This is a genomic window from Patiriisocius sp. 208BN25-11 (assembly GCF_058147145.1).
The window spans coordinates 416,821-436,467 of sequence record NZ_JBYVJY010000002.1 but is presented as its reverse complement, the minus strand read 5'-3'; the positions used below and the strand labels follow the sequence as shown (position 1 = coordinate 436,467).

Annotated in this window: 19 protein-coding genes and 1 riboswitch; of the genes, 8 read left to right on the top strand and 11 right to left on the bottom strand. The window is 36.4% G+C overall.

Features of this window, described 5'->3' with window-relative positions; translation table 11 throughout:
- The first annotated feature begins 54 nt into the window (after positions 1–54).
- Both ACY2RS_RS04845 and ACY2RS_RS04840 read left to right on the top strand, forming a co-directional pair.
- Positions 55–1,002 (top strand): lytic transglycosylase domain-containing protein, encoded by a 948-nt coding sequence (locus tag ACY2RS_RS04845; protein WP_490097486.1) that lies wholly within the window; start codon positions 55–57, stop codon positions 1,000–1,002.
- Positions 1,003–1,011: 9 nt separating this feature from the next.
- Positions 1,012–1,395: a TSUP family transporter gene (locus tag ACY2RS_RS04840; protein ID WP_490097485.1), complete on the top strand. Its 384-nt coding sequence runs from the start codon at positions 1,012–1,014 to the stop codon at positions 1,393–1,395.
- A 75-nt stretch (positions 1,396–1,470) separates the two neighbouring features.
- Here ACY2RS_RS04840 and ACY2RS_RS04835 read toward each other — a convergent pair whose 3' ends face one another.
- Both ACY2RS_RS04835 and ACY2RS_RS04830 read right to left on the bottom strand, forming a co-directional pair.
- Positions 1,471–2,169 (bottom strand): TlpA family protein disulfide reductase, encoded by a 699-nt coding sequence (locus ACY2RS_RS04835; RefSeq protein WP_490097484.1) that lies wholly within the window; start codon positions 2,167–2,169, stop codon positions 1,471–1,473.
- A gap of 143 nt (positions 2,170–2,312) precedes the next feature.
- A complete protein-coding gene (locus ACY2RS_RS04830) occupies positions 2,313–2,882 on the bottom strand; it encodes a DUF2892 domain-containing protein (protein ID WP_490097483.1) in 570 nt (189 codons plus the stop codon).
- A gap of 177 nt (positions 2,883–3,059) precedes the next feature.
- Here ACY2RS_RS04830 and rpmH point away from each other — a divergent pair, with 177 nt between their 5' ends.
- From rpmH to ACY2RS_RS04810, 4 genes are all read left to right on the top strand, one after another.
- Positions 3,060–3,221, top strand: coding sequence for a 50S ribosomal protein L34 (rpmH, locus tag ACY2RS_RS04825; RefSeq protein WP_082830860.1), 162 nt, complete (start codon positions 3,060–3,062; stop codon positions 3,219–3,221).
- A 104-nt stretch (positions 3,222–3,325) separates the two neighbouring features.
- Positions 3,326–6,178, top strand: coding sequence for a carbamoyl-phosphate synthase large subunit (gene carB / locus ACY2RS_RS04820; protein WP_490097482.1), 2,853 nt, complete (start codon positions 3,326–3,328; stop codon positions 6,176–6,178).
- 210 nt (positions 6,179–6,388) lie between these two features.
- Positions 6,389–6,904 (top strand): ankyrin repeat domain-containing protein, encoded by a 516-nt coding sequence (locus tag ACY2RS_RS04815; protein WP_490097481.1) that lies wholly within the window; start codon positions 6,389–6,391, stop codon positions 6,902–6,904.
- Positions 6,901–7,644: a T9SS type A sorting domain-containing protein gene (locus ACY2RS_RS04810; protein ID WP_490097480.1), complete on the top strand. Its 744-nt coding sequence runs from the start codon at positions 6,901–6,903 to the stop codon at positions 7,642–7,644. Before ACY2RS_RS04815 ends, ACY2RS_RS04810 begins: the two co-directional genes overlap by 4 nt.
- Positions 7,645–7,705: 61 nt before the next feature.
- Here the strand turns inward: ACY2RS_RS04810 and ACY2RS_RS04805 are convergent, their stop codons facing one another.
- The 7 genes from ACY2RS_RS04805 to ACY2RS_RS04775 form a co-directional block, all read right to left on the bottom strand.
- The gene (locus tag ACY2RS_RS04805) at positions 7,706–8,074 is read right to left on the bottom strand and encodes a DUF8785 domain-containing protein (RefSeq protein WP_490097479.1); all 369 of its coding nucleotides are present in this window, start codon (positions 8,072–8,074) and stop codon (positions 7,706–7,708) included.
- On the bottom strand, positions 8,071–8,319 hold the full coding sequence (locus ACY2RS_RS04800) for a hypothetical protein (RefSeq protein WP_490097478.1): 249 nt from the start codon (positions 8,317–8,319) through the stop codon (positions 8,071–8,073). Before ACY2RS_RS04800 ends, ACY2RS_RS04805 begins: the two co-directional genes overlap by 4 nt.
- Complete coding sequence (locus ACY2RS_RS04795; protein WP_490097477.1) at positions 8,312–9,637, bottom strand: DNA recombination protein RmuC; 1,326 nt, start codon at positions 9,635–9,637, stop codon at positions 8,312–8,314. Before ACY2RS_RS04795 ends, ACY2RS_RS04800 begins: the two co-directional genes overlap by 8 nt.
- A gap of 90 nt (positions 9,638–9,727) precedes the next feature.
- Positions 9,728–11,161: an AAA family ATPase gene (locus tag ACY2RS_RS04790; RefSeq protein ID WP_490097476.1), complete on the bottom strand. Its 1,434-nt coding sequence runs from the start codon at positions 11,159–11,161 to the stop codon at positions 9,728–9,730.
- Positions 11,162–11,316: 155 nt separating this feature from the next.
- The gene (locus ACY2RS_RS04785; protein WP_490097475.1) at positions 11,317–12,108 is read right to left on the bottom strand and encodes an ABC transporter ATP-binding protein; all 792 of its coding nucleotides are present in this window, start codon (positions 12,106–12,108) and stop codon (positions 11,317–11,319) included.
- A complete protein-coding gene (locus tag ACY2RS_RS04780) occupies positions 12,108–13,136 on the bottom strand; it encodes a FecCD family ABC transporter permease (protein ID WP_490097474.1) in 1,029 nt (342 codons plus the stop codon). The genes ACY2RS_RS04785 and ACY2RS_RS04780 overlap by 1 nt, the downstream gene beginning before the upstream one ends.
- A complete protein-coding gene (locus ACY2RS_RS04775) occupies positions 13,133–14,278 on the bottom strand; it encodes an ABC transporter substrate-binding protein (protein WP_490097473.1) in 1,146 nt (381 codons plus the stop codon). Before ACY2RS_RS04775 ends, ACY2RS_RS04780 begins: the two co-directional genes overlap by 4 nt.
- A gap of 233 nt (positions 14,279–14,511) precedes the next feature.
- Positions 14,512–14,708, top strand: a riboswitch (cobalamin riboswitch).
- Between the two features lie 112 nt (positions 14,709–14,820).
- On the opposite strand from ACY2RS_RS04775, the gene ACY2RS_RS04770 reads away from it, so the two are divergent.
- Positions 14,821–16,764, top strand: a complete 1,944-nt coding sequence (locus ACY2RS_RS04770; protein ID WP_490097472.1) for a TonB-dependent receptor plug domain-containing protein — start codon at positions 14,821–14,823, stop codon at positions 16,762–16,764.
- Positions 16,765–16,834: 70 nt separating this feature from the next.
- Here ACY2RS_RS04770 and ACY2RS_RS04765 read toward each other — a convergent pair whose 3' ends face one another.
- Positions 16,835–17,629 carry a hypothetical protein gene (locus tag ACY2RS_RS04765; protein ID WP_490097471.1) on the bottom strand — a complete coding sequence of 265 codons (795 nt, stop codon included), beginning with the start codon at positions 17,627–17,629 and terminating at the stop codon, positions 16,835–16,837.
- Positions 17,630–17,806: 177 nt separating this feature from the next.
- Between ACY2RS_RS04765 and ACY2RS_RS04760 the strand changes: the two genes are divergently transcribed.
- Positions 17,807–19,348: a YifB family Mg chelatase-like AAA ATPase gene (locus tag ACY2RS_RS04760; protein WP_490097470.1), complete on the top strand. Its 1,542-nt coding sequence runs from the start codon at positions 17,807–17,809 to the stop codon at positions 19,346–19,348.
- An 8-nt stretch (positions 19,349–19,356) separates the two neighbouring features.
- Here the strand turns inward: ACY2RS_RS04760 and ACY2RS_RS04755 are convergent, their stop codons facing one another.
- A complete protein-coding gene (locus ACY2RS_RS04755; protein WP_490097469.1) occupies positions 19,357–19,647 on the bottom strand; it encodes a PAAR domain-containing protein in 291 nt (96 codons plus the stop codon).

The window sequence follows — 19,647 nt, the reverse complement described above, 5'->3', positions numbered from 1 at the left end:
ATTTTCCTGTATTTCTGCCGTAGATATTGGTTATCTTTATTGAAATTTTTAGATATGAGACTACTTTCAAAAATTGGCTTGGCTAGCATTGCGGTTACTATTTGCTGGTTATTTATTCAAGCCACACAGTCGCCCAATGCCGCAAAAGAGAGCGTTCAAGTTTCAACGCCGGCTGCACCTGCAGCTGTAAACGATATGAAAGTTAAAGCATTGACCATCCCTGGCTATATGACTTTTGCTGGAGAAGAAGTACCACTGCAAGATACAGACGTACGAGAGCGTTTAGACAGAGAGATTCACGTAAATACCTATTGGCAGTCTAACATGCTGCTCATGATAAAGAAGGCAAATCGCTTTTTTCCTCAAATAGAACCTTTATTAGAAAAGCATGGTCTGCCAGAAGATTTTAAGTATTTAGCCGTTGCAGAAAGCGGTTTGGATAATGTAAGATCTCATGCTGGAGCTTCTGGGTTTTGGCAGTTTATGAAAGGCACAGGAAAAGAATACGGCTTAGAGATTAATGACTACGTAGATGAGCGTTATAATTTAGAACTAGCAACCAAAGTAGCTGCATCTTATTTAAAAAAATCGAAAGAACGATTTGGAAGCTGGACTACAGCGGCAGCAGCATACAATGCTGGAAATGCGGGTATTAACAAACAACTTAAACGACAAGATGCTAAAGGGTACTACAGCCTATTGCTCAATAGTGAAACAAGTCGTTATGTATTTAGAATTTTGGCATTTAAAGAGATTTTAACAAATCCAGAGAAATACGGATTTTATGTAGATCATAAAGACAAGTATCATCCTATTCCTACTAGAGGAATGGTAGTGAATACCCCTATCGAGGATTTAGCTAAGTTTGCAAAAGAGCAGGGGATTAACTACAAAATTTTAAAAATTCACAATCCTTGGTTACGAGACACCTATTTAAAAAACGCATCTGGGAAAGAATATACAATAGAAATACCTGAGCCAGGATATTACGTTACTGAATAAAAAACACATATGAATATTACTCTTATTTTTTCGTTAGTACTTATTGGTCTTTTGGCAGGAATATTAAGTGGCTTTATGGGTGTTGGCGGCGGTGTCGTAATGGTACCTTTAATGATTTTGTTTTTAGGCTACAGTCAGCATCAAGCACAAGGGTTAAGTTTAGCTGTTTTGGCAGTACCTGTAACATTTTTGGCGGCATACACCTATTATGTTAATCCGGTAGGAGGAGAGCAAGCCTTTAATTGGAAATACGGAATTATTATCGCAGCTTTTTTTGTTGTGGGTGGTTTTATAGGTTCTAAATTTGCTGTGTCCATTCCACAAAATATTCTAAAGAAAAGTTTTGCTGTTATTTTAATAATAGCAGCAGTTAAAATGTTCTTCTCGAAATAAAAGACATTTCAAAATATTCTATAAAAAAAGGTCTTTCAAGCGAAAGACCTTTTTTTATGAAGTATTTATTTGAGTTTATGGTTTTTCAACAACAAATCCTTCTCCTTCTTTAGAAATTGTTTTTAATAGCGAAATGCCATTTAGAAAAGAAGTATAATTGAGTTCATACGAAACAGTATATTTTTCATTATAAGGATGTAAGACACCTCTTCGAACATCTAATATTTTTTTGTTTGCATCAACAAAGAATGATGTTGGGAAGCCTAAAGTATGCTTGAGTGTTTCTATAATAGTGTTATTTGTGTATTCTAACTCGTCTACATAAACAACTTTGATCTTACTACTGTACTCCTTAGCAATCTTACGTACTTTCTTTTTGCTGTCCCAGTATAACACTACAAAATCTACATCTTTATAATGTTCATTCGCAATTTCATTTAGGGCAGGTATTTCACCAACACCAGGGGTACACCAAGAAGCATAGGTCATTAAAAAGACGGGTTTTTCAAATTCATGAAACTCAATGGTTCTGCCAGAAAGTTTTCGAACTTTGAAGTTGTCTAAGATACTTCCGTTTACAACATTATTGATTAAAGAATCAAATAGTTGTTCTGCGCGCTCAAAATCTTTATCAGCATAAGCGCGTTGTGAATTTTCTCGATACTGTTTTATATTATTTCCAATGTTTTGGGATAAAAGGTTTCCACTCACAAAGTCTTGTGCGTATACTGAAGAGGAAAGAATAAAAAATAGGAATAGTAGTTTTCTACTCATACGCAGGTTATAGTTGGTTCCTGCAAAGTTAGATAACTTTATTGTGTGAGTGATTGATTTTTAGACGAATAGCATTAAATATTCGTTGAAAAGCAGTTTTTTGTAAGACAATACAGACAATGCGCCTATGAGATCACTAGGAATTAACGCCTTCCACCACGCACTTGACGTCCACCACCGTATTGTTGTTTGGGTTGACCAGCACGTTTCATTTGTTGTTTCATCATTTTTATTTGGTCTCCCATCATATTATGCTTGTCTAATTTTTTAGCATCTGCCAATAAGGTTTCTGCTTCACGTTTTCTGTTTTTAGACATTGCAATTCCTGCCAAATTTAATTTTGCCATGGCCATATCTGTGTCCATGCTTAAACCAAGGCTTACAGCTTTTTTGAAATACTTTTCAGCTTCATTCATATTGGTTTGAGATACCATCAAACCGTTTAGGTAATTGTAATACCCTTGTTGTTTTGTGACCAAAGAAGCCTCTGGGTTTTTAATTTTGTCTAACCATTTTTTTGCTCCTGGGAAATCTTGTTTTCTCAATCTTAGAAAGGCTAATAAGATAATTTCATTTTTAAAGTACAGAAAAACAAAGATGGCAGCAAGAAGTATATACATGATACCATTGCCAATGTTTGTTTCAGTAAATTGCCAAACAGCAGTACCTACAAGGAGTGCTGCGATAATAAGTTTTAAATTTTTGTGGAACATAAAGCCTTTTTTTTAAGGGGCTTCAAAGGTACTAAAAACAAATAAAAATATTTCACATTTTGGTGTTTGACGTTTAAAAAAAGATTGTATCTTTGCACCCGCCTACACAAGTATATGTTCTTGTATGGGATTTTAAGTTTAGTAAAAAAGATTTCAAGACGATTAATATAATATACCATGAGTAAAAGAACATTTCAGCCATCAAAAAGAAAGAGAAGAAATAAGCACGGTTTTAGAGAGCGTATGGCATCTGTAAACGGTAGAAAAGTATTGGCGGCTCGTAGAGCCAAAGGAAGAAAGAAAATTTCTGTTTCTTCAGAAACTCGTCACAAAAAATAAATGTTGATAAGTCATAAATAAAAGGTGTTGTTTTTAGAAGCAACACCTTTTTTTTATACCCTATTGAATCGTAATTTTACAACAGCAAACAAAAGATTGTTATCATGCCAAAAAACACTGCACTTAAATCTATTTTAATTATTGGTTCTGGACCTATTATTATTGGTCAAGCCTGTGAATTTGATTACTCTGGATCGCAAGCACTAAGGTCGCTTCGAGAAGATGGTATTGAAACCATTTTAATAAATTCGAATCCAGCAACTATTATGACTGATCCCTCGATGGCAGATCATGTCTACTTATTGCCCTTAACAACAAAATCAATCGTTAAGGTTTTAAAAGACCACCCGCAAATTGATGCAGTGCTTCCTACTATGGGAGGACAAACAGCTTTAAATCTAGCAATAGAGGCCGATGAAAAAGGCATTTGGAAAGATTTTGGAGTAGAAATGATTGGTGTCGATATCGATGCAATTAATGTTACCGAAGATAGAGAGCAGTTTAGAGTGCTTATGGGTAAAATTGGTGTTGAAATGGCACCACAAGAAACAGCAACGTCTTATTTAGAAGGAAAAGAAATTGCTCAAAAATTTGGTTTTCCTCTTGTAATTAGAGCGTCATACACACTTGGTGGAGCAGGAGCTTCGATTGTATATAAAGAGGAAGATTTTGATGAACAGTTACGTCACGGTCTTGAGATATCACCCATACATGAGGTGATGATCGATAAAGCCATGATGGGCTGGAAAGAATATGAATTAGAGTTGCTTCGTGATAGAAACGATAATGTTGTCATTATATGTGCGATTGAAAATATGGATCCAATGGGGATTCACACTGGAGATTCTATTACAGTGGCGCCAGCAATGACCTTAAGTGATAAAACATACCAAAAAATGCGTGATTTGGCAATCCACATGATGCGCAGTATTGGTGATTTCGCTGGAGGATGTAATGTACAGTTTGCTGTAAGCCCAGATGATCAGGAAGATATTATTGCTATTGAAATCAACCCACGTGTATCACGTTCATCAGCCTTAGCATCTAAAGCAACAGGATATCCTATTGCAAAAATTGCTTCTAAGTTGGCGATTGGCTATCATTTAGATGAACTTGACAATCAAATTACAAAATCAACTTCAGCTCTATTCGAGCCAACATTAGACTATGTAATTGTTAAAATACCTCGTTGGAACTTCGATAAATTTGAAGGAAGTGACAGAACTCTAGGCTTACAAATGAAGGCAGTTGGTGAAGTAATGGGAATTGGACGTAGTTTCCAAGAAGCATTGCACAAAGCAACACAATCCCTAGAAATTAAACGTAACGGTTTAGGGGCAGATGGAAAAAGTTATACCAACTACGAACAAATTCTAGACAAGCTTAAAAATGCAAGTTGGGATCGTGTGTTTGTAATTTACGATGCCATACAAATGGGAATTCCATTGAGCCGTATTCATGAGATTACAAAAATAGACATGTGGTTCTTGAAGCAGTACGAAGAATTATATTTACTAGAAAAAGAGATTTCTAGTTTTACTTTGGAAACATTACCACGCGAATTGCTGTTAGAAGCAAAACAAAAAGGTTACGGTGATAGACAAATAGCACACATGCTGAAATGCCTAGAAAGCCAGGTATACAAAAAGCGTGAAGAACTCGATATTCAACGTGTCTACAAATTAGTAGATACCTGTGCGGCAGAATTCCAGGCGCAAACACCATACTATTATTCTACCTTCGAAAATAGTATCGAATTACCGGATGGAAGTAGCCATGTTGAAAATGACAGTATTGTTACCGACAAAAAGAAAATTATTGTTCTAGGATCTGGACCTAACCGTATCGGACAAGGAATTGAATTTGATTACTGCTGTGTGCATGGAGTATTAGCTGCTTCTGAAGTAGGCTACGAAACCATCATGATAAACTGTAATCCAGAAACCGTTTCTACAGATTTTGATGTTGCAGATAAACTATATTTCGAACCTGTTTTTTGGGAACATATTTATGATATCATACGTCACGAAAAACCAGAAGGGGTTATCGTACAATTAGGAGGGCAAACTGCTTTAAAGCTTGCCGAGAAATTAGAACGCTACGGTGTTAAAATCTTGGGGACTAGCTTCCAGGCATTAGATTTGGCAGAAGATAGAGGAAGTTTCTCTACCATACTTAAAGAGTTAGGAATTCCTTATCCAGAATTTGGTGTAGCAGAAACTACAGACGAAGCCTTACAATTAGCAGATAAATTAGACTTCCCATTATTAATTAGACCTTCTTATGTTCTTGGTGGACAAGGAATGAAGATTGTTATAAACAAAGAAGAACTTGAAGAGCATGTTGTAGATTTACTTCGGAAAATCCCTAACAACAAATTGTTGTTAGATCACTACCTAGATGGAGCCATCGAAGCAGAAGCTGATGCTATTTGCGATGGAGAAGATGTTTACATTATTGGTATCATGGAACATATAGAACCGTGCGGAATTCACTCGGGAGATTCTAATGCTACATTACCACCCTTTAACTTAGGAGAGTTTGTAATGCAACAAATTAAGGATCATACCAAGAAAATTGCTTTGGCTTTAAACACGGTTGGGTTGATTAATATTCAATTTGCTATAAAAGATGATAAAGTATATATCATTGAAGCTAATCCAAGAGCTTCACGAACGGTTCCTTTTATTGCAAAAGCGTATGGAGAGCCTTATGTAAATTACGCAACCAAGGTAATGCTAGGAGATAAAAAGGTAAAAGACTTTGATTTTAATCCGCAGTTAGAAGGATACGCCATCAAACAACCCGTATTTAGTTTCAACAAATTTCCGAATGTAAACAAGCAACTCGGACCAGAAATGAAAAGTACAGGAGAAAGTATCTTGTTTATTGACAGCTTAAAAGACGATCAGTTTTACGATTTATATTCAAGAAGAAAAATGTATTTGAGTAAATAGATTGTTTTCACATAACTTAAGAACCTATGCAGATCTAATGATTTGCGTAGGTTTTTTTTTCGGTGGTATTAAAGAATGAATTTTCTCATACAAAGTCTCATACAAAGTCTCATACTGAGTATCATATGGGTGTCAAAACTCACATAAATTTCTTTTTTCACCTGTAAGGGTGAACTATTTTTTGCAACTTACATTATATTTGTTATAATTATGTATAAATACACCATCATTCTTATACTCTCAATATCTACTGTTTTTTCTCAGTCTATCTACGACTATGCAAAAAAAGGAGATGTACAAGCTATTGAGGGGTTAGCAATTGAAGATGTAGCTGTGTTTAATAGTCAAAATAGTGACGGATATACTCCATTGATGCTTGCGGCGTACTATAACAAAACTGATATGATATCTTATTTGCTTTCAAAAAAAGCAGATATTAATGCGGTAAGTGCTTACGGAACTGCACTTATGGCTGCTACCGTAAAAGGGCATAAGGAAGCTGTATATTTGTTACTAAAAGAAGGTGCAGACCCTAATATTTCAGATGAAAATAAAAGTACAGCACTACAATTTACCGCCTTATTTGGGAGAAATGATATTGCCGAAGCACTTTTAAAACATGGTGCCGATGTTCATAGCAAGGACTTTAGAGGTAACAAAGCTTTAGATTATGCAATAATGAAACAAAATGAAACTTTAATTAAACTTTTAAACACGTACCAATGAAAAAAATTACTTTATTAGCAGCACTACTCGTAGGCTGTTTTACACAAGCACAAGTGAGTACTGGAGAAATTGCCGTTACTGGAAGTTATACAGTGCAAATTGATATTGATGATACCAATGTTACTATTGGTATGGAAGGAGACGAAGATCGATGGATGGGTCTTGGTTTTGGAGTTACAACCATGACATCTGGTGGTGATGTGGTAACCTTTGATAGTACAGGATTTAATGATAGAGCCTTTATGGGAGTTGGTGTACCTCCAGTGACAGATACACAAGATTGGACCATAGTATCTAATACTACTGCGGGTGGTGTAAGAACACTCGCTGCTACAAGACCACTTGCTGGAAGTGATGCTACAGATTTTACGTTTGATCCTAATGCTACTAGTTTAGATATTGTATGGGCAGTTGGAGCAACAACAAATTTTCAAAACCACGGACAAGCAAACAGAGGGAATACCACAGTTCAATTTGCATTAGGTGTTGATGGAGTACAAGCACAAGTAATTTCTTTATTCCCAGTACCTGCAAATGATATACTAACAGTAAACCTTCAAAATTTTGATATTGATGGAGCTACTGTTTCTGTATATTCTACGTTGGGTGCTCTAGTATTAGAACAACCTTTAGATCACAAGAGTAGTATATTAGATGTAAGTGCTCTTACACAAGGTACTTACATTGTAAAAGTAAATGCTGCCAGTGGAAGCCTAACAACCCGTTTTATTAAGGAGTAGTTGTAGCTAAAATATATTAAAAAAGTCCCTTATTAATAGGGGCTTTTTTTATGCTGAAATGTTAGTTGTTTTTAAAATGTGGCGAGGATTCTAATGAAATATCATTGATGAAATAGGTGGTGTCTCCCCACCAGAAAAAGGTTCCGAAGCGTTCTATATAGGTCACTTTTACATATTGGCCTTGATACTCTTGTAGTTTTTTAATCACATCTTCTTCCTGATCTAACACAGAAAATTTAAAGATCTGTGCGCCACTAATTCCCTGACTTATTTCACCTTCCCAGGTTTTTACAATAACACCTTTATTACTAAATTTAATAAGTTCACCTGCTCGAGTTCCTTCGCTATAGGGAACATAAAAAATAAAGGCAATATATAAGGCATATACAGCTATAATAGTAGTTAAGATGACAAATAATATTTTTTTCATGTGTCTGAATTAAAATTACGATAGGTTTCTATAAATCTAACAAAACAGGCATAAGCAACTAATATACCTACAAGTATTGAAACAATTCCCATGCCCATGTACATCGATTGATATGATGTTTTTGCAAAAAAATCATACTGTGATTTATATATGGCTCCAATTCCAAATGCTATGGGCGAAATACCAACGACGAAATATAGTAGCATTTGAATGGCTGTCCAAATTTTATAGAGCGTATCAATCATCACTTTCTTCTAGTGCTTTATTGACTAGTTTTTCATTTAGATGTTTGCGCTGTTTGATTCCTAGTTTTTTAATATTTTCTACTTTTTTGATCAAGTTTCCTTGTCCTGTTAGCTTTTTCATGGTGCCCTCATAACTACCTTTTACGGTGTTTAGCTGGTTACCAACCTTAATGAGATCGTCTGTTAGATTCACAAACTGATCGTAAAGTCTTCCCGCTTGGGTTGCTATTTCTAATGCATTTTGCTGCTGCTTTTCATTATTCCACATGGTGTCAATGGTACGTAGCGTTGCTAATAGGGTAGATGGTGTTACAATTACTATGTTTTTTTCAAAGGCCCAGGCATATAAATTTTCATCTGTATTAATCGCCAACGCAAAAGCGGGCTCTATAGGTACAAAGAGTAATACAAAATCTGGACTCTCAATGGTATACAAGTCATGGTAATTCTTACTACTTAATTGTTCAATATGTTTCTTTAATGAGTTTACATGTTCATTAAGATGTTGTTTTTTTAATAACTCATCTTCTTCATTTACAAAACGCTCATAGGCTACTAGTGATACCTTCGAGTCAATAATCATTTTATTACTGTCTGGAAGATGTATCACCACATCGGGCAATACACGTTTTCCTTCTTCGGTAGTGAAGCTCGTTTGTACAAAGTATTCTCTATCTTTTTCTAGTCCGCTTTTCTCTAGTACGCGCTCCAACACCAATTCTCCCCAATTTCCTTGAATTTTACTATCTCCTTTTAGGGCTTTGGTTAAATTGATAGCCTCTTTACTCATTTGTTCATTGAGTTCTTTGAGACCAATAATTTGTTGTCGAAGCATGGCATGGCGATCAATGCTTTCTTTGTTGGTGAATTCTACCTTTTTTTCAAACTTCTCAATTTTTTCTTGCAAAGGCTTTAAGATGGTATCTATGTTCTCTTTGTTTTGTTTGGTAAATTTCTCTGACTTAGAATCCAATATTTTATTGGCTAGATTTTCAAATTCTTTGGTGAACTTTTCTTGTAGTTTTTCTACCTCATTGCGTTCTTCTCTCAACTTGCTCTCAAGATTTTCAACAATGCTGGTGCGTTTTGTGAGTTCTAGATTTAAAAAATCTTTTTCTTTTCGAATGTTTTCTCGCTCTTGCAGCACACTATCGAAGCGTTCTTCTAATTTTTCTGTCTGTGAAGTAGCTTGTTGCAAGCGTTCTTCTAATTTTCCGGTATCATTTTTAGCTTGCAAGCGCGCAATAAAATGACCTAGAAATCCACCGCCCACTAAGGCGATACTAGCAATGATAAAAAGTAAAAGTGTTTCGTTCAAGAGTATATATGTTTTGTTTTGTTCTGAAATGTTACAAGATGCTACACAGTAAAGATACTAAGTATTGTAATGAAAGCGAGACAGGTTTGTTTAATTCCTGAAAAAGATATCAATAGTCAAATCATTGTCTACAGTATCTAATTTGTGATCGTTTTCTAGAATACCATAGGTCGTTACAAAGGTAGTGTGAATCATCTTCTTGGTCTTTGTCACTTGTTTTAATCCTTCTCTTTTGGTTCTTAAAAAACTAGCGTAGTTTTTAGTAATGGTATATTGGTCTGCGTAAAATTTCATTTCGCAGATGTTAATAATATTGTCTTGCCTGTCGATGAGCATATCTATTTGAAATCCTTTTGCATAATGATCATTTTTTCTATGTAAAAAACTATTGACAGTAGTCTGTACACCACTAATACCCAACGCTTTTTTGATGGAATCTACATGTTTAATACAGAGATTTTCAAACGCATAACCACACCAAATTTTATAGGGCTGTCCTTGGCTTATTTGCATCCAGTTTGCCTGATTTCTGTTTTTGCTTCCTTCCATAAAGGTTAAATAAAACAAGGAATATTCGTCTGTAAGTCGATACAGCATGTCTTTCTTTTTCTTTTTTAAAGGTTCAAAGCTGCTAATAAAACCTGAGGCTTCTAATTCGTTTAAAATAGTAGAGTAGCCACCACCAGTAGTCATCCCTGTTTTTTCAAGTATTTCTTGTCGGTCAAGCCCTGTAGCCTTGCTGGCCAATGCTTTTATAATAGCTATGTGTTTGCTGGCGTTTTCGAACAAGGCAGGGTAGAGGTTGTCGAATTCGTTTTTTAGTACACCGTCTTTATCAAAACATAATGCCTGAATATTTTGAGCTGCACTTTTGCCTTTCTCCACATGATCTAAGTAATGTGGAATCCCTCCAATAGAAAGGTAGAGCTGGATGATTTGATACGGACTTAGTTTAATGTGTTTTGCATCAAAAAAGGCTTTTGTTTCTTCTAATGTAAAAGGTTGTAATGTAATAAGTTTTGTAATACGGTTGTGTAAGCCTCCTTTTGCGTTGACCACATGTTGTAGCATCCATGATGCAGCAGAACCGCATACCACTACAATAATATTTTGTTGTGAAGCCCAATTATTCCACCAATGCGCCAAGGCTTCCATAAAACCTGAGCGTTTGCTGGCAATCCATGGGAGCTCATCCAAAAAAATAACAGGCTTCTTTTTGCCTTTATAGCCTGAAATACAATGGCTAAGGGTGTTAAAGGCCAGCAACCAACTATCTATGGACTCTAGCTGTTTGTGTTTGGGGAAGTACTGTTGTACTTGTAATGAAAAGTTACGCAATTGAGTAGGTAAATCGGCATCTTTCAGCCCAGTCATTTCAAAGACTTTGCGTGTATTGTACACTTTTCTAATTAAAAAAGTTTTGCCCACTCTACGTCTGCCAATAACCGCTAGTAAATGTGATTTTGTATCATGGGTATAGCCCTCCATGATTTTAATTTCTGCCTTTCTACCTATTATTTCCATAAATTATATTTCGCCGAATCTTTCAAATATAGCTATTTTACGCGAGTTATAACTTTTATAATTCGCCAAAAATGTATTTAAATTATAGATTTGGCGAGATATAATATTATTTTTTATAGGAAATAATTTCGATAGTTCCTATTTCAACAAAAAAATTAAGTCACAGAAAAACGCCCAGTCTTTTTGTCAAAGACTACAATTCCATTTGGGAACAATGCATCAAAGGCACCTTGTTCTATAAGTTTGCATGGGCTGTCAAAGGACATGTTGTTTGGTGTCAAGACTAGCATCTTGTCGGTGATTTGAATGGCGAGATCTATTTCGTGTGTGGAGAATAAAATGGTCTTATTCTTTTCTACGGCAAGTTTTTTGAGCAGTTTTACAATAGCAGCCCTGTGATACAAATCAAGATGCGTGGTGGGCTCATCCAAAATTATAAGCGGTGTATCTTGTGCTAAAGCTCTAGCAATGTAAGCGCGTTGCAACTGACCATCACTTAGCTCAAAACAATTTCTATGCGATAAGTCTTGTATGTCTGTAGCTACTAAGGCTTCTTGAATACTTTGTGTATCATCTGCAGTTAGTTTACCCATCCAATTGGTGTGTGGCTGTCTTCCTAAACTCACCATTTCTAGTACGGTAAGATTCTTTGAAGCAAGGGTTTCTGTAAGCACCACACTTAATTGATTGGCAAGTGCTAATGAAGTATAGGAAGTAATTTCTTTTCCTTGTATATGAATACTTCCTTGTAATGGTGGCAACATGGTGGTAAGCGTCTTCAATAGGGTAGACTTTCCTATACCGTTGCTTCCAACCATGGCGACTAATGTACCTTGTTTGATAGAAAAATTAATATCGCTCGCAACGACGGTCTTCTTTTTTTTATGGGCATAACCAATGCTGAGATCTTTAGCAGTAATAACGGTATGTAATATTTCAGCAGCCATTAAAAAATAAGTTTACGTTTTCTTAGTAATAACCAAATAACAACTGGAGCCCCAATTAACGAGGTAATAGCATTAATAGGTAAGGTATATTCTGTACCAGGCAATTGTGCAATGGTGTCGCAAATAAGCATGAGTATGGCGCCACTTAGCAACACCGCAGGAATTAATACAAAGTGATTGGAAGTTTTTACAAACTGGCGTGTTACATGCGGTACTGCTAGACCAATAAACGCGATGGGTCCAACAAAGGCTGTAATACCGCCTGCCAATATACTCGTGGCTAAAATGATAAGTAGCATATTGCGTTTTATTTTGAGTCCCATACTTTTGGCATAGTTCTCACCTAATAATAAGGCATTTAAGGCTTTGGCGCTTCCTATGCTTAAAAAAACACCAATAGTAAAGCAAGCAATAAGGATATAAACACCTTGCCAAGATTGATTGCCCAAGCTTCCAAAGGACCAGAATACAAATTGTTGTAATTGTTCTGCATTGCTAAAGTAGGAGAGTACCGCTACGACAGCACCCGTAAGACTTCCAAACATAAGACCAATGATAAGAATGGCCATGGTATCTTTTATTTTTAGGGTCACTGCTAATACAGCTAATAGCACTAAAAAACTTCCAAGTGCACTTGCAATAACTAAACTCCAAGAACTAAGTAATAGGGTGCTTAAAACGCCCCCAATAGCACCAGCTCCTAAAATTAAAATAGCAACCCCTAAACTAGCACCGCTACTAAGTCCTAACACAAAAGGTCCCGCCAATGGATTTCTGAAAAGCGTTTGCATTAGTAAGCCCGATACTGCCAATCCGCCACCAGCAATCATAGCTGTGATGGCTTTTGGTAATCTATAGTCGGTGATAATATATTGCCAAGACGATTTACTTGCAGATCCGAGTAGACTTTTTCCTATTTCTGATACGGGTATCTGTACAGAGCCCAAACTTATGTTCACACAAAATAAGAATGCCAAAAACATGCAAAGGATCACAAAAAAACGTGTATGTGTTTTTTCTACAATCATTCTACGATCTTAAAGAAATAAGGTTGGTATTCTGGAAGTAAACTAGGGTGCAGTATTTTAATGATGTCTTTTAAGACTAAATCAGGTCTGTTGGGTGCTAACTCATAATACAAAACACCACCTGTAGCACCTTTTATATTTGTAAAAGAAAAGACCTTGTTGTTTCTAAAAGCATCAAATTGGCCATATACGGTATTGGCATCTAGCAGTTGTTGTTTACTGGTAAACTGTCCTGGACCTATCCAAAAATCGGCTTGTTGTCCTTTTTCTAACACAGATTCTACATTGAGAGAAATACTTCCAGTGCCTTGGCTTTCTTTCCAGAGGTAGATGCCATTGGCATCTTCAATAAAACGTGCCGCCCAACTATCTCCTTGTGGCATGTACCAGATGTCTTTGTACATGGCACCGCTTACTACAGTTGGCGTGTTTGTGGCTTGTTGCGCTAATTTTTTTGCTTCGTTATAATTGGTTTCAATGCTAGTAAAAAGACTATCTGCTAGCGCTCTTTTATTGTACAAAACGCCAAAGAATTTAATCCACTCAGCTTTTCCTAGCGGATGCGTTTCTGTCCAATCTGCATTGATAAGCACCGGAATCCCAGTTTTTTGAATGGTTTGCAGTGTTTTATTAGCTCCATCTACTGCAAAACTTACCACGGCTTCTGGAGCCAAATCAATAAGTACTTCTGTGTTTAGCGATTCATTTTTACCTAATTCTGTAATGCTTCCTTCGGAAATGTTAGTGCGTGTTTTTTTGGATGAGATATAATCTAAGTTAGGAAAACCAACCAGAGTGTTTTCAACTCCTAAGGCTTCTAGTGATGGAATATGTGTGGTAGAAGTAACCACAATATGTTCTATTGGAACTGAAACAACGGCATCATAGGCTTCAGGATTTTGTAGGATCTGTCCTTTTTGAACAAAGGCATAGGTAAATTCCTTTTCTGCATTGGGCCAAGGATTGCTAATACGAATCTCTGTATGGTTTTCTTTTTCTGAAATATTAAAACCTTCGGCATAGCTTACGGTTTTAACTTCTAAGACGGGTTTTTGTTTTGTCGTTTCATTTTTGCACGAGATGGCGATGAGGCAGCAAAAGAGTAGGAGCCAATAATATTTCAGAAAAGAAGATAGGTTCATAATGAATATTGAAAGCGTAAAAGTAGTGAAACTAATAGCAAACTACATTTAAATTTTTCATCGTTACTGTAATCTGGTATCCTATAATTGTTCTAGATGATTGTTCGAGCGCAGTCGAGAACTACTATTTAGTTATCATAAATATAGGTTTCGACTGCGCTCAACCAGACAGCAGTTAAGAAACAATTAGATTAATTTAGTCTCATTCTTGTTTCAATCTAAAAAAAGTACTTATTTTCGCAGCGAATTTTGGTTGCTGCTTTGCGTAGCATTAAAAGGGAATTTTGTGAAAAACAAAAGCTGTTCCCGCAACTGTAAGTCATACCGAAACTATTTCGGTATCGTGTTTTCTTGAACCACTGTTCGCTTTAGCGGGCGGGAAGGTGACACAAAGACAAGCCAGGAGACCTGCCATATTCACGATTACAAACCTTCGGGATAAAGGATTGTATGGTGCAACCACTATGGTTTTGCTATACCTTATTTTTCCTAATTTATTTTAAAACGATAACGTTCGGTGCATTCCGAAACAAAACATTTTTATGAAAAAATTAGTATTCGCCGCAGCCCTTTGCGCAACTAGCTTGGTGTCGGCACAAGAAACACAAAAAGTAGAGCAATTAGACTCTGTCATGATTGCTACAAAAATCAACATTCCTAGAAAGAATAGTGGTAAAGTAGTTACGACTATTACAAGAGAGGATCTTAAAAATCAACAAGGACAATCTGTTGCGCAAGTATTAAACCAAGTAGCTGGTTTCGAAATCAACGGAAGCCGCAGTAATGATGGTCAGAATTTAGGATATTTTGTTCGTGGTGGTAGAAACAGACAAGTACTTGTAGTAGTAGATGGAGTGCCTGTAAACGACCCTTCTTCTATTGCAAACGATTACGATTTGCGTTTGGTTCCAGCCGAAACGATTGAGCGTATCGAAGTAATTAAAGGTGCTGCCAGTGTATTATATGGATCTGGTGCAGCAACTGCTGTGATTAGTATTACTACCTTACCAGCAAGCAAAGAAAAGATTTCTGCAAGAATTACTTCTTCGGTAGGTACCAACCGTTCTGCAGAAGATGATGATTTTGACACCGATTATAAAATTCAAGAAAATAGCAATGCCATTGCGGTGAGTGGTTCGTTAGGAAACTTCTTCTTCAACGCAAATTTCAGCAATCGTTATGCCAATGGTTTATCGGCTGTAGAAGCGCCAGAAGATGCTACAGAGCCTTTTGAATCAGACACATACAACCAGTTTGAAGGTCGTGCGAAGTTGGGGTATAACTTTACAAAAGACATTTCATATAGTCAGTTTTTTAGCTTCGGAAAATTTAAAGCCGATTTTGATAGCTTTTCATTCACAGATGCAGAGAACAGAAACATTACGGATCAATTACGAACGGGCGGACAGTTTATCTGGAAGTACAACAAAGGAATGTTTGTCTTTAATGATTCATTTACATGGATAGAGCGCGAATTTGACTCAAGCTTTCCGTCTAAGTTTGACACGAAGGCCTATGGTTTAGATACTTATGCTACGTATGAAGTTATTGACGGACTTACTGCTTTGGTAGGATTAGGGCATAACAGCAGCAGCTTTAAATCGTTTAGCGTTCCTTTTGGGGAGACCGAATTGGTAAAAGACTTAGACGATAGTGTGGCTGAGTTTACAACCTTTGACCCTTATGTAAACTTTAATTATATATCTTCTTTTGGATTAAATGTAAATGCAGGAGCGCGTTTAAATATTCATAGTGAGTACGGAAGTAATTTAGTGTATAACATTAATCCGTCTTATAATTTTAACTTAGGAAAGAGCAATTTAAAATTATTAGGATCTTATAGTACGGCATTTATCACGCCTTCATTATTCCAATTACATGCTCCAAATTTTGGGAATTTAGAATTACAACCAGAAGAAAATACCACTTTAGAAGGTGGTATTGAGTTTACTGCAGGAAATGCGTTTAGATTAAGTGCTGTATATTTTGATAGAACAGAAACCAACTTTATCGACTTTGTAACGGTAGATCCAGATAACTTTATCTCTCAGTACCAAAATGTAAATGACGAGTTTAAAGCCAATGGTTTTGAAGTAGAAGCGGCCGTGAAATTTGCTAAGCGTTTTAGCTTTAATGCCAACTATACCAATACCACTCCAGACGAGAAGTTTGCACTGCGTATTCCAGAGCACAAAGCAAATGCAACCCTATCGTATGCCTCTAAGAATGGCTATGTAGGAGTGAGCTACCAGTTTGTAGGAGAACGTGAAGATTCTTTCTTTAATAGTGATACGTTTATGACAGATACTATTACACTAGAAAGCTATGGAACTCTTAATTTTACAGCTTCAACCAAAGTACATTTCATGGAAGGTGTCCGCGTATTCTTAAACGTGAGCAATCTATTGAACGAAGATTATGAAGAGATTTACAGATTCCAAACCCGCGGTCGTAACGTTCGCGCTGGGTTTACGTTAGATTTGTAAATATATACCCTGTTTTTAATGGAGCCGCTGCCCATTTGGGTGGCGGTTTTTTTAAAGCTTAATTAAAATTTTACAAAGAAAAAAAATCATTGAAGTTTTTTAAAATGGAATGTGATTTATTTTTCATAATACTAATTCCTGGATAGGGTTTATGCTTTTCTCCTTCGTTTAAGATATCCGGAACAAATTTGTAAATTCTTTTTTCGGAAGAATTAAAAAAACTTAAAATTTTAACTATGTCTTTATCTAAAGAATGTTGAAAAATATAAGATAATTCATTCTTTATTTCACCAGATATTTTAGTATGCTTAAATACAGTATAGATAAGATTGGTCTCATCATACATTAAGTTTACAATATATTCATATAAATTTGAATACCTTATTATCATTCCATCGTTTTCTCTCATTCTTGTTTCTAGAATTAGGTTACTAATTAAATCATGCTTTTCAATATTCAATTCTTGGGCTAGGTATTTTAGATTAATTTTACTTGGAATATTTTCATACATCGTTTTATTATATTCTTCAATGTGATATTCTATTGATTTATGTATTGATTCTATTTTTTTGAAAACAAGATTTGTCAACCTTGAATGTTTGAATTCTTCTCTTGTTAATTTTAATTCATCTTTTTGTAATCCTAAATCTTTTTGTTGAAGAAATATTGATAGTACTATACCAAAAAGTGCAAGTCCAGAAAACAATGCATTAATAGCGCCAAACATATCACCAAACGTACCTCTTTCATTTGAATCAAGTGTATTATAAAGAAATAGTGCAGAAGCTAACCAAAGAATTAATACAATCGCAACACCAACAACTATCCAAAATTTATAATCTATATCTCTTTTTTCTTCAATCATAATTACATTGTTTATTAAACAATTTAAAACATTAATTTTTTTCTGTCATTATATCTCTGAATAAAATATTTTTAGATTTCTGAAATGTTAGAAATCTAAAACAGTTTTAGAACTCTTAAAATTTCAGTATCTTGATAGCTCTTAACACCCCAGTTGTAGCATTTTGTAACACACAATATGCTCACAAAAGTTTTTGGAAGCGCCGTCTTTGGCGTTGAAGCTACTACCATCACCGTAGAAGTACATGTAGATATTGGCATTGGTTACCATTTGGTAGGCTTGCCAGACAATGCCATTAAAGAAAGCAATTATAGAATTGCTGCTGCACTTTTAAATAACGGCTACAAGATTCCGGGGAAGAAATTAATTTTAAACATGTCGCCTGCAGATCTCCGTAAAGAGGGTTCTGCCTACGATCTCACCTTAGCGATGGGTATTTTGGCGGCAACGGCTCAAATACAAGTACAGCATCCATTATCAGAGTATATCATCATGGGGGAGTTGTCTCTCGACGGAAATTTGCAACCCATACGTGGCGCCCTTCCCATTGCCATAAAAGCAAAAGAAGAAGGGTTTAAAGGCTTTATTCTTCCGAAACAAAATGCCAAAGAAGCTGCCATTGTGGAAGGCTTAGAAGTATATGGAGTTACTAATATTTCCGAAGTGATTGATTTTTTTAACCAGGATGTTCCTTTGCAACAAACCATCGTAGACTTAGAAGCCGAGTTCTATGAGCATCTCGAAAACCCAGAATTCGATTTTGCTGATGTAAAAGGACAAGAATCTATCAAACGCTGCATGGAAATTGCCGCAGCAGGAGGGCATAATATTATTTTAATTGGTCCGCCGGGCTCTGGTAAAACCATGTTGGCAAAAAGATTACCCAGCATACTTCCCCCAATGACGTTGCATGAAAGTTTGGAGACCACCAAAATACATAGTGTTGCAGGAAGAACACTAGAAAAGGCAGGCATCATGACATCGAGACCGTTTAGGAGTCCCCACCATACGATCTCTGATGTCGCGCTTGTCGGTGGTGGGCAATATCCACAACCCGGAGAAATCTCTTTGGCACATAATGGCGTTTTGTTTTTAGACGAATTGCCAGAATTTAAACGAGGTGTTTTAGAAGTAATGCGACAACCCTTAGAAGATAGAGATGTAACTATTTCGCGTGCGAGATTTACGGTGACCTATCCTGCAAGTTTTATGTTGGTGGCGAGTATGAACCCTAGTCCGGGCGGTTATTTTAACGATCCCGATGCGCCAGTGCAATCTTCACCACAAGAAATGCAGCGGTATTTGAGTAAAATTTCTGGTCCTTTGTTAGATAGAATAGACATACATATAGAAGTAACTCCTGTACCTTTTGAAAAGTTGAGTGATACTAGAAAAGGAGAGGCAAGTAAGGTTATTAGAGAACGCGTTACCAAGGCGAGACAGTTACAAAGCAGGCGGTTTGAGAAGAATGAAAAAACGCATTACAATGCACAAATGGGCGTAAAGCAGATAAGAAAATATTGCGCTTTAGATGAGGCATCTATGGACCTACTCAAAAAAGCTATGGAGCAACTAAATTTATCGGCTCGCGCCTATGATCGTATATTAAAAGTAGCGCGCACCATTGCAGATTTAGCATCTTCAGAACGCATTACAGGCGATCATATTTCCGAAGCGATACAATACAGAAGCTTGGATCGTGATGGTTGGTTTGGGTAATAGACGATTTATCCTATCAAAACTGTAGCTTCTCCCATTAATAGAGTACCACCATGAGCCGTGGTATCACCCATTCTTGCCGCTGGCATTCCACCAATTGTAACAGTAGATGAACCTGTAACTATTGAGTCTAGTGGGCCAGTACAAATCGCCTCATCGCCCATACGTGCTGCTGGAGCGCCCCCTATAAGCACAGTGCTTTCTCCAGGGGGTATTATTGGGCCACCTATATGTGGCCCTGCTGGTGTAACTAATGGACAAATATGCATATCGTTTATTCTTGCTGCTGGTTTTCCCAT

Bases quoted from the DNA above. Each gene is read 5' to 3' on its own strand.
- ACY2RS_RS04815 (WP_490097481.1), top strand. From the start codon at position 6,389: ATGTATAAATACACCATCATTCTTATACTCTCAATATCTACTGTTTTT.
- ACY2RS_RS04770 (WP_490097472.1), top strand. From the start codon at position 14,821: ATGAAAAAATTAGTATTCGCCGCAGCCCTTTGCGCAACTAGCTTGGTG.
- ACY2RS_RS04845 (WP_490097486.1), top strand. From the start codon at position 55: ATGAGACTACTTTCAAAAATTGGCTTGGCTAGCATTGCGGTTACTATT.
- ACY2RS_RS04840 (WP_490097485.1), top strand. From the start codon at position 1,012: ATGAATATTACTCTTATTTTTTCGTTAGTACTTATTGGTCTTTTGGCA.
- ACY2RS_RS04785 (WP_490097475.1), bottom strand. From the start codon at position 12,108: ATGGCTGCTGAAATATTACATACCGTTATTACTGCTAAAGATCTCAGC.
- ACY2RS_RS04805 (WP_490097479.1), bottom strand. From the start codon at position 8,074: ATGAAAAAAATATTATTTGTCATCTTAACTACTATTATAGCTGTATAT.
- ACY2RS_RS04765 (WP_490097471.1), bottom strand. From the start codon at position 17,629: ATGATTGAAGAAAAAAGAGATATAGATTATAAATTTTGGATAGTTGTT.
- ACY2RS_RS04775 (WP_490097473.1), bottom strand. From the start codon at position 14,278: ATGAACCTATCTTCTTTTCTGAAATATTATTGGCTCCTACTCTTTTGC.
- ACY2RS_RS04835 (WP_490097484.1), bottom strand. From the start codon at position 2,169: ATGAGTAGAAAACTACTATTCCTATTTTTTATTCTTTCCTCTTCAGTA.
- ACY2RS_RS04755 (WP_490097469.1), bottom strand. From the start codon at position 19,647: ATGGGAAAACCAGCAGCAAGAATAAACGATATGCATATTTGTCCATTA.
- carB (WP_490097482.1), top strand. From the start codon at position 3,326: ATGCCAAAAAACACTGCACTTAAATCTATTTTAATTATTGGTTCTGGA.
- ACY2RS_RS04800 (WP_490097478.1), bottom strand. From the start codon at position 8,319: ATGATTGATACGCTCTATAAAATTTGGACAGCCATTCAAATGCTACTA.
- ACY2RS_RS04810 (WP_490097480.1), top strand. From the start codon at position 6,901: ATGAAAAAAATTACTTTATTAGCAGCACTACTCGTAGGCTGTTTTACA.
- ACY2RS_RS04780 (WP_490097474.1), bottom strand. From the start codon at position 13,136: ATGATTGTAGAAAAAACACATACACGTTTTTTTGTGATCCTTTGCATG.
- ACY2RS_RS04830 (WP_490097483.1), bottom strand. From the start codon at position 2,882: ATGTTCCACAAAAATTTAAAACTTATTATCGCAGCACTCCTTGTAGGT.
- rpmH (WP_082830860.1), top strand. From the start codon at position 3,060: ATGAGTAAAAGAACATTTCAGCCATCAAAAAGAAAGAGAAGAAATAAG.
- ACY2RS_RS04760 (WP_490097470.1), top strand. From the start codon at position 17,807: ATGCTCACAAAAGTTTTTGGAAGCGCCGTCTTTGGCGTTGAAGCTACT.
- ACY2RS_RS04790 (WP_490097476.1), bottom strand. From the start codon at position 11,161: ATGGAAATAATAGGTAGAAAGGCAGAAATTAAAATCATGGAGGGCTAT.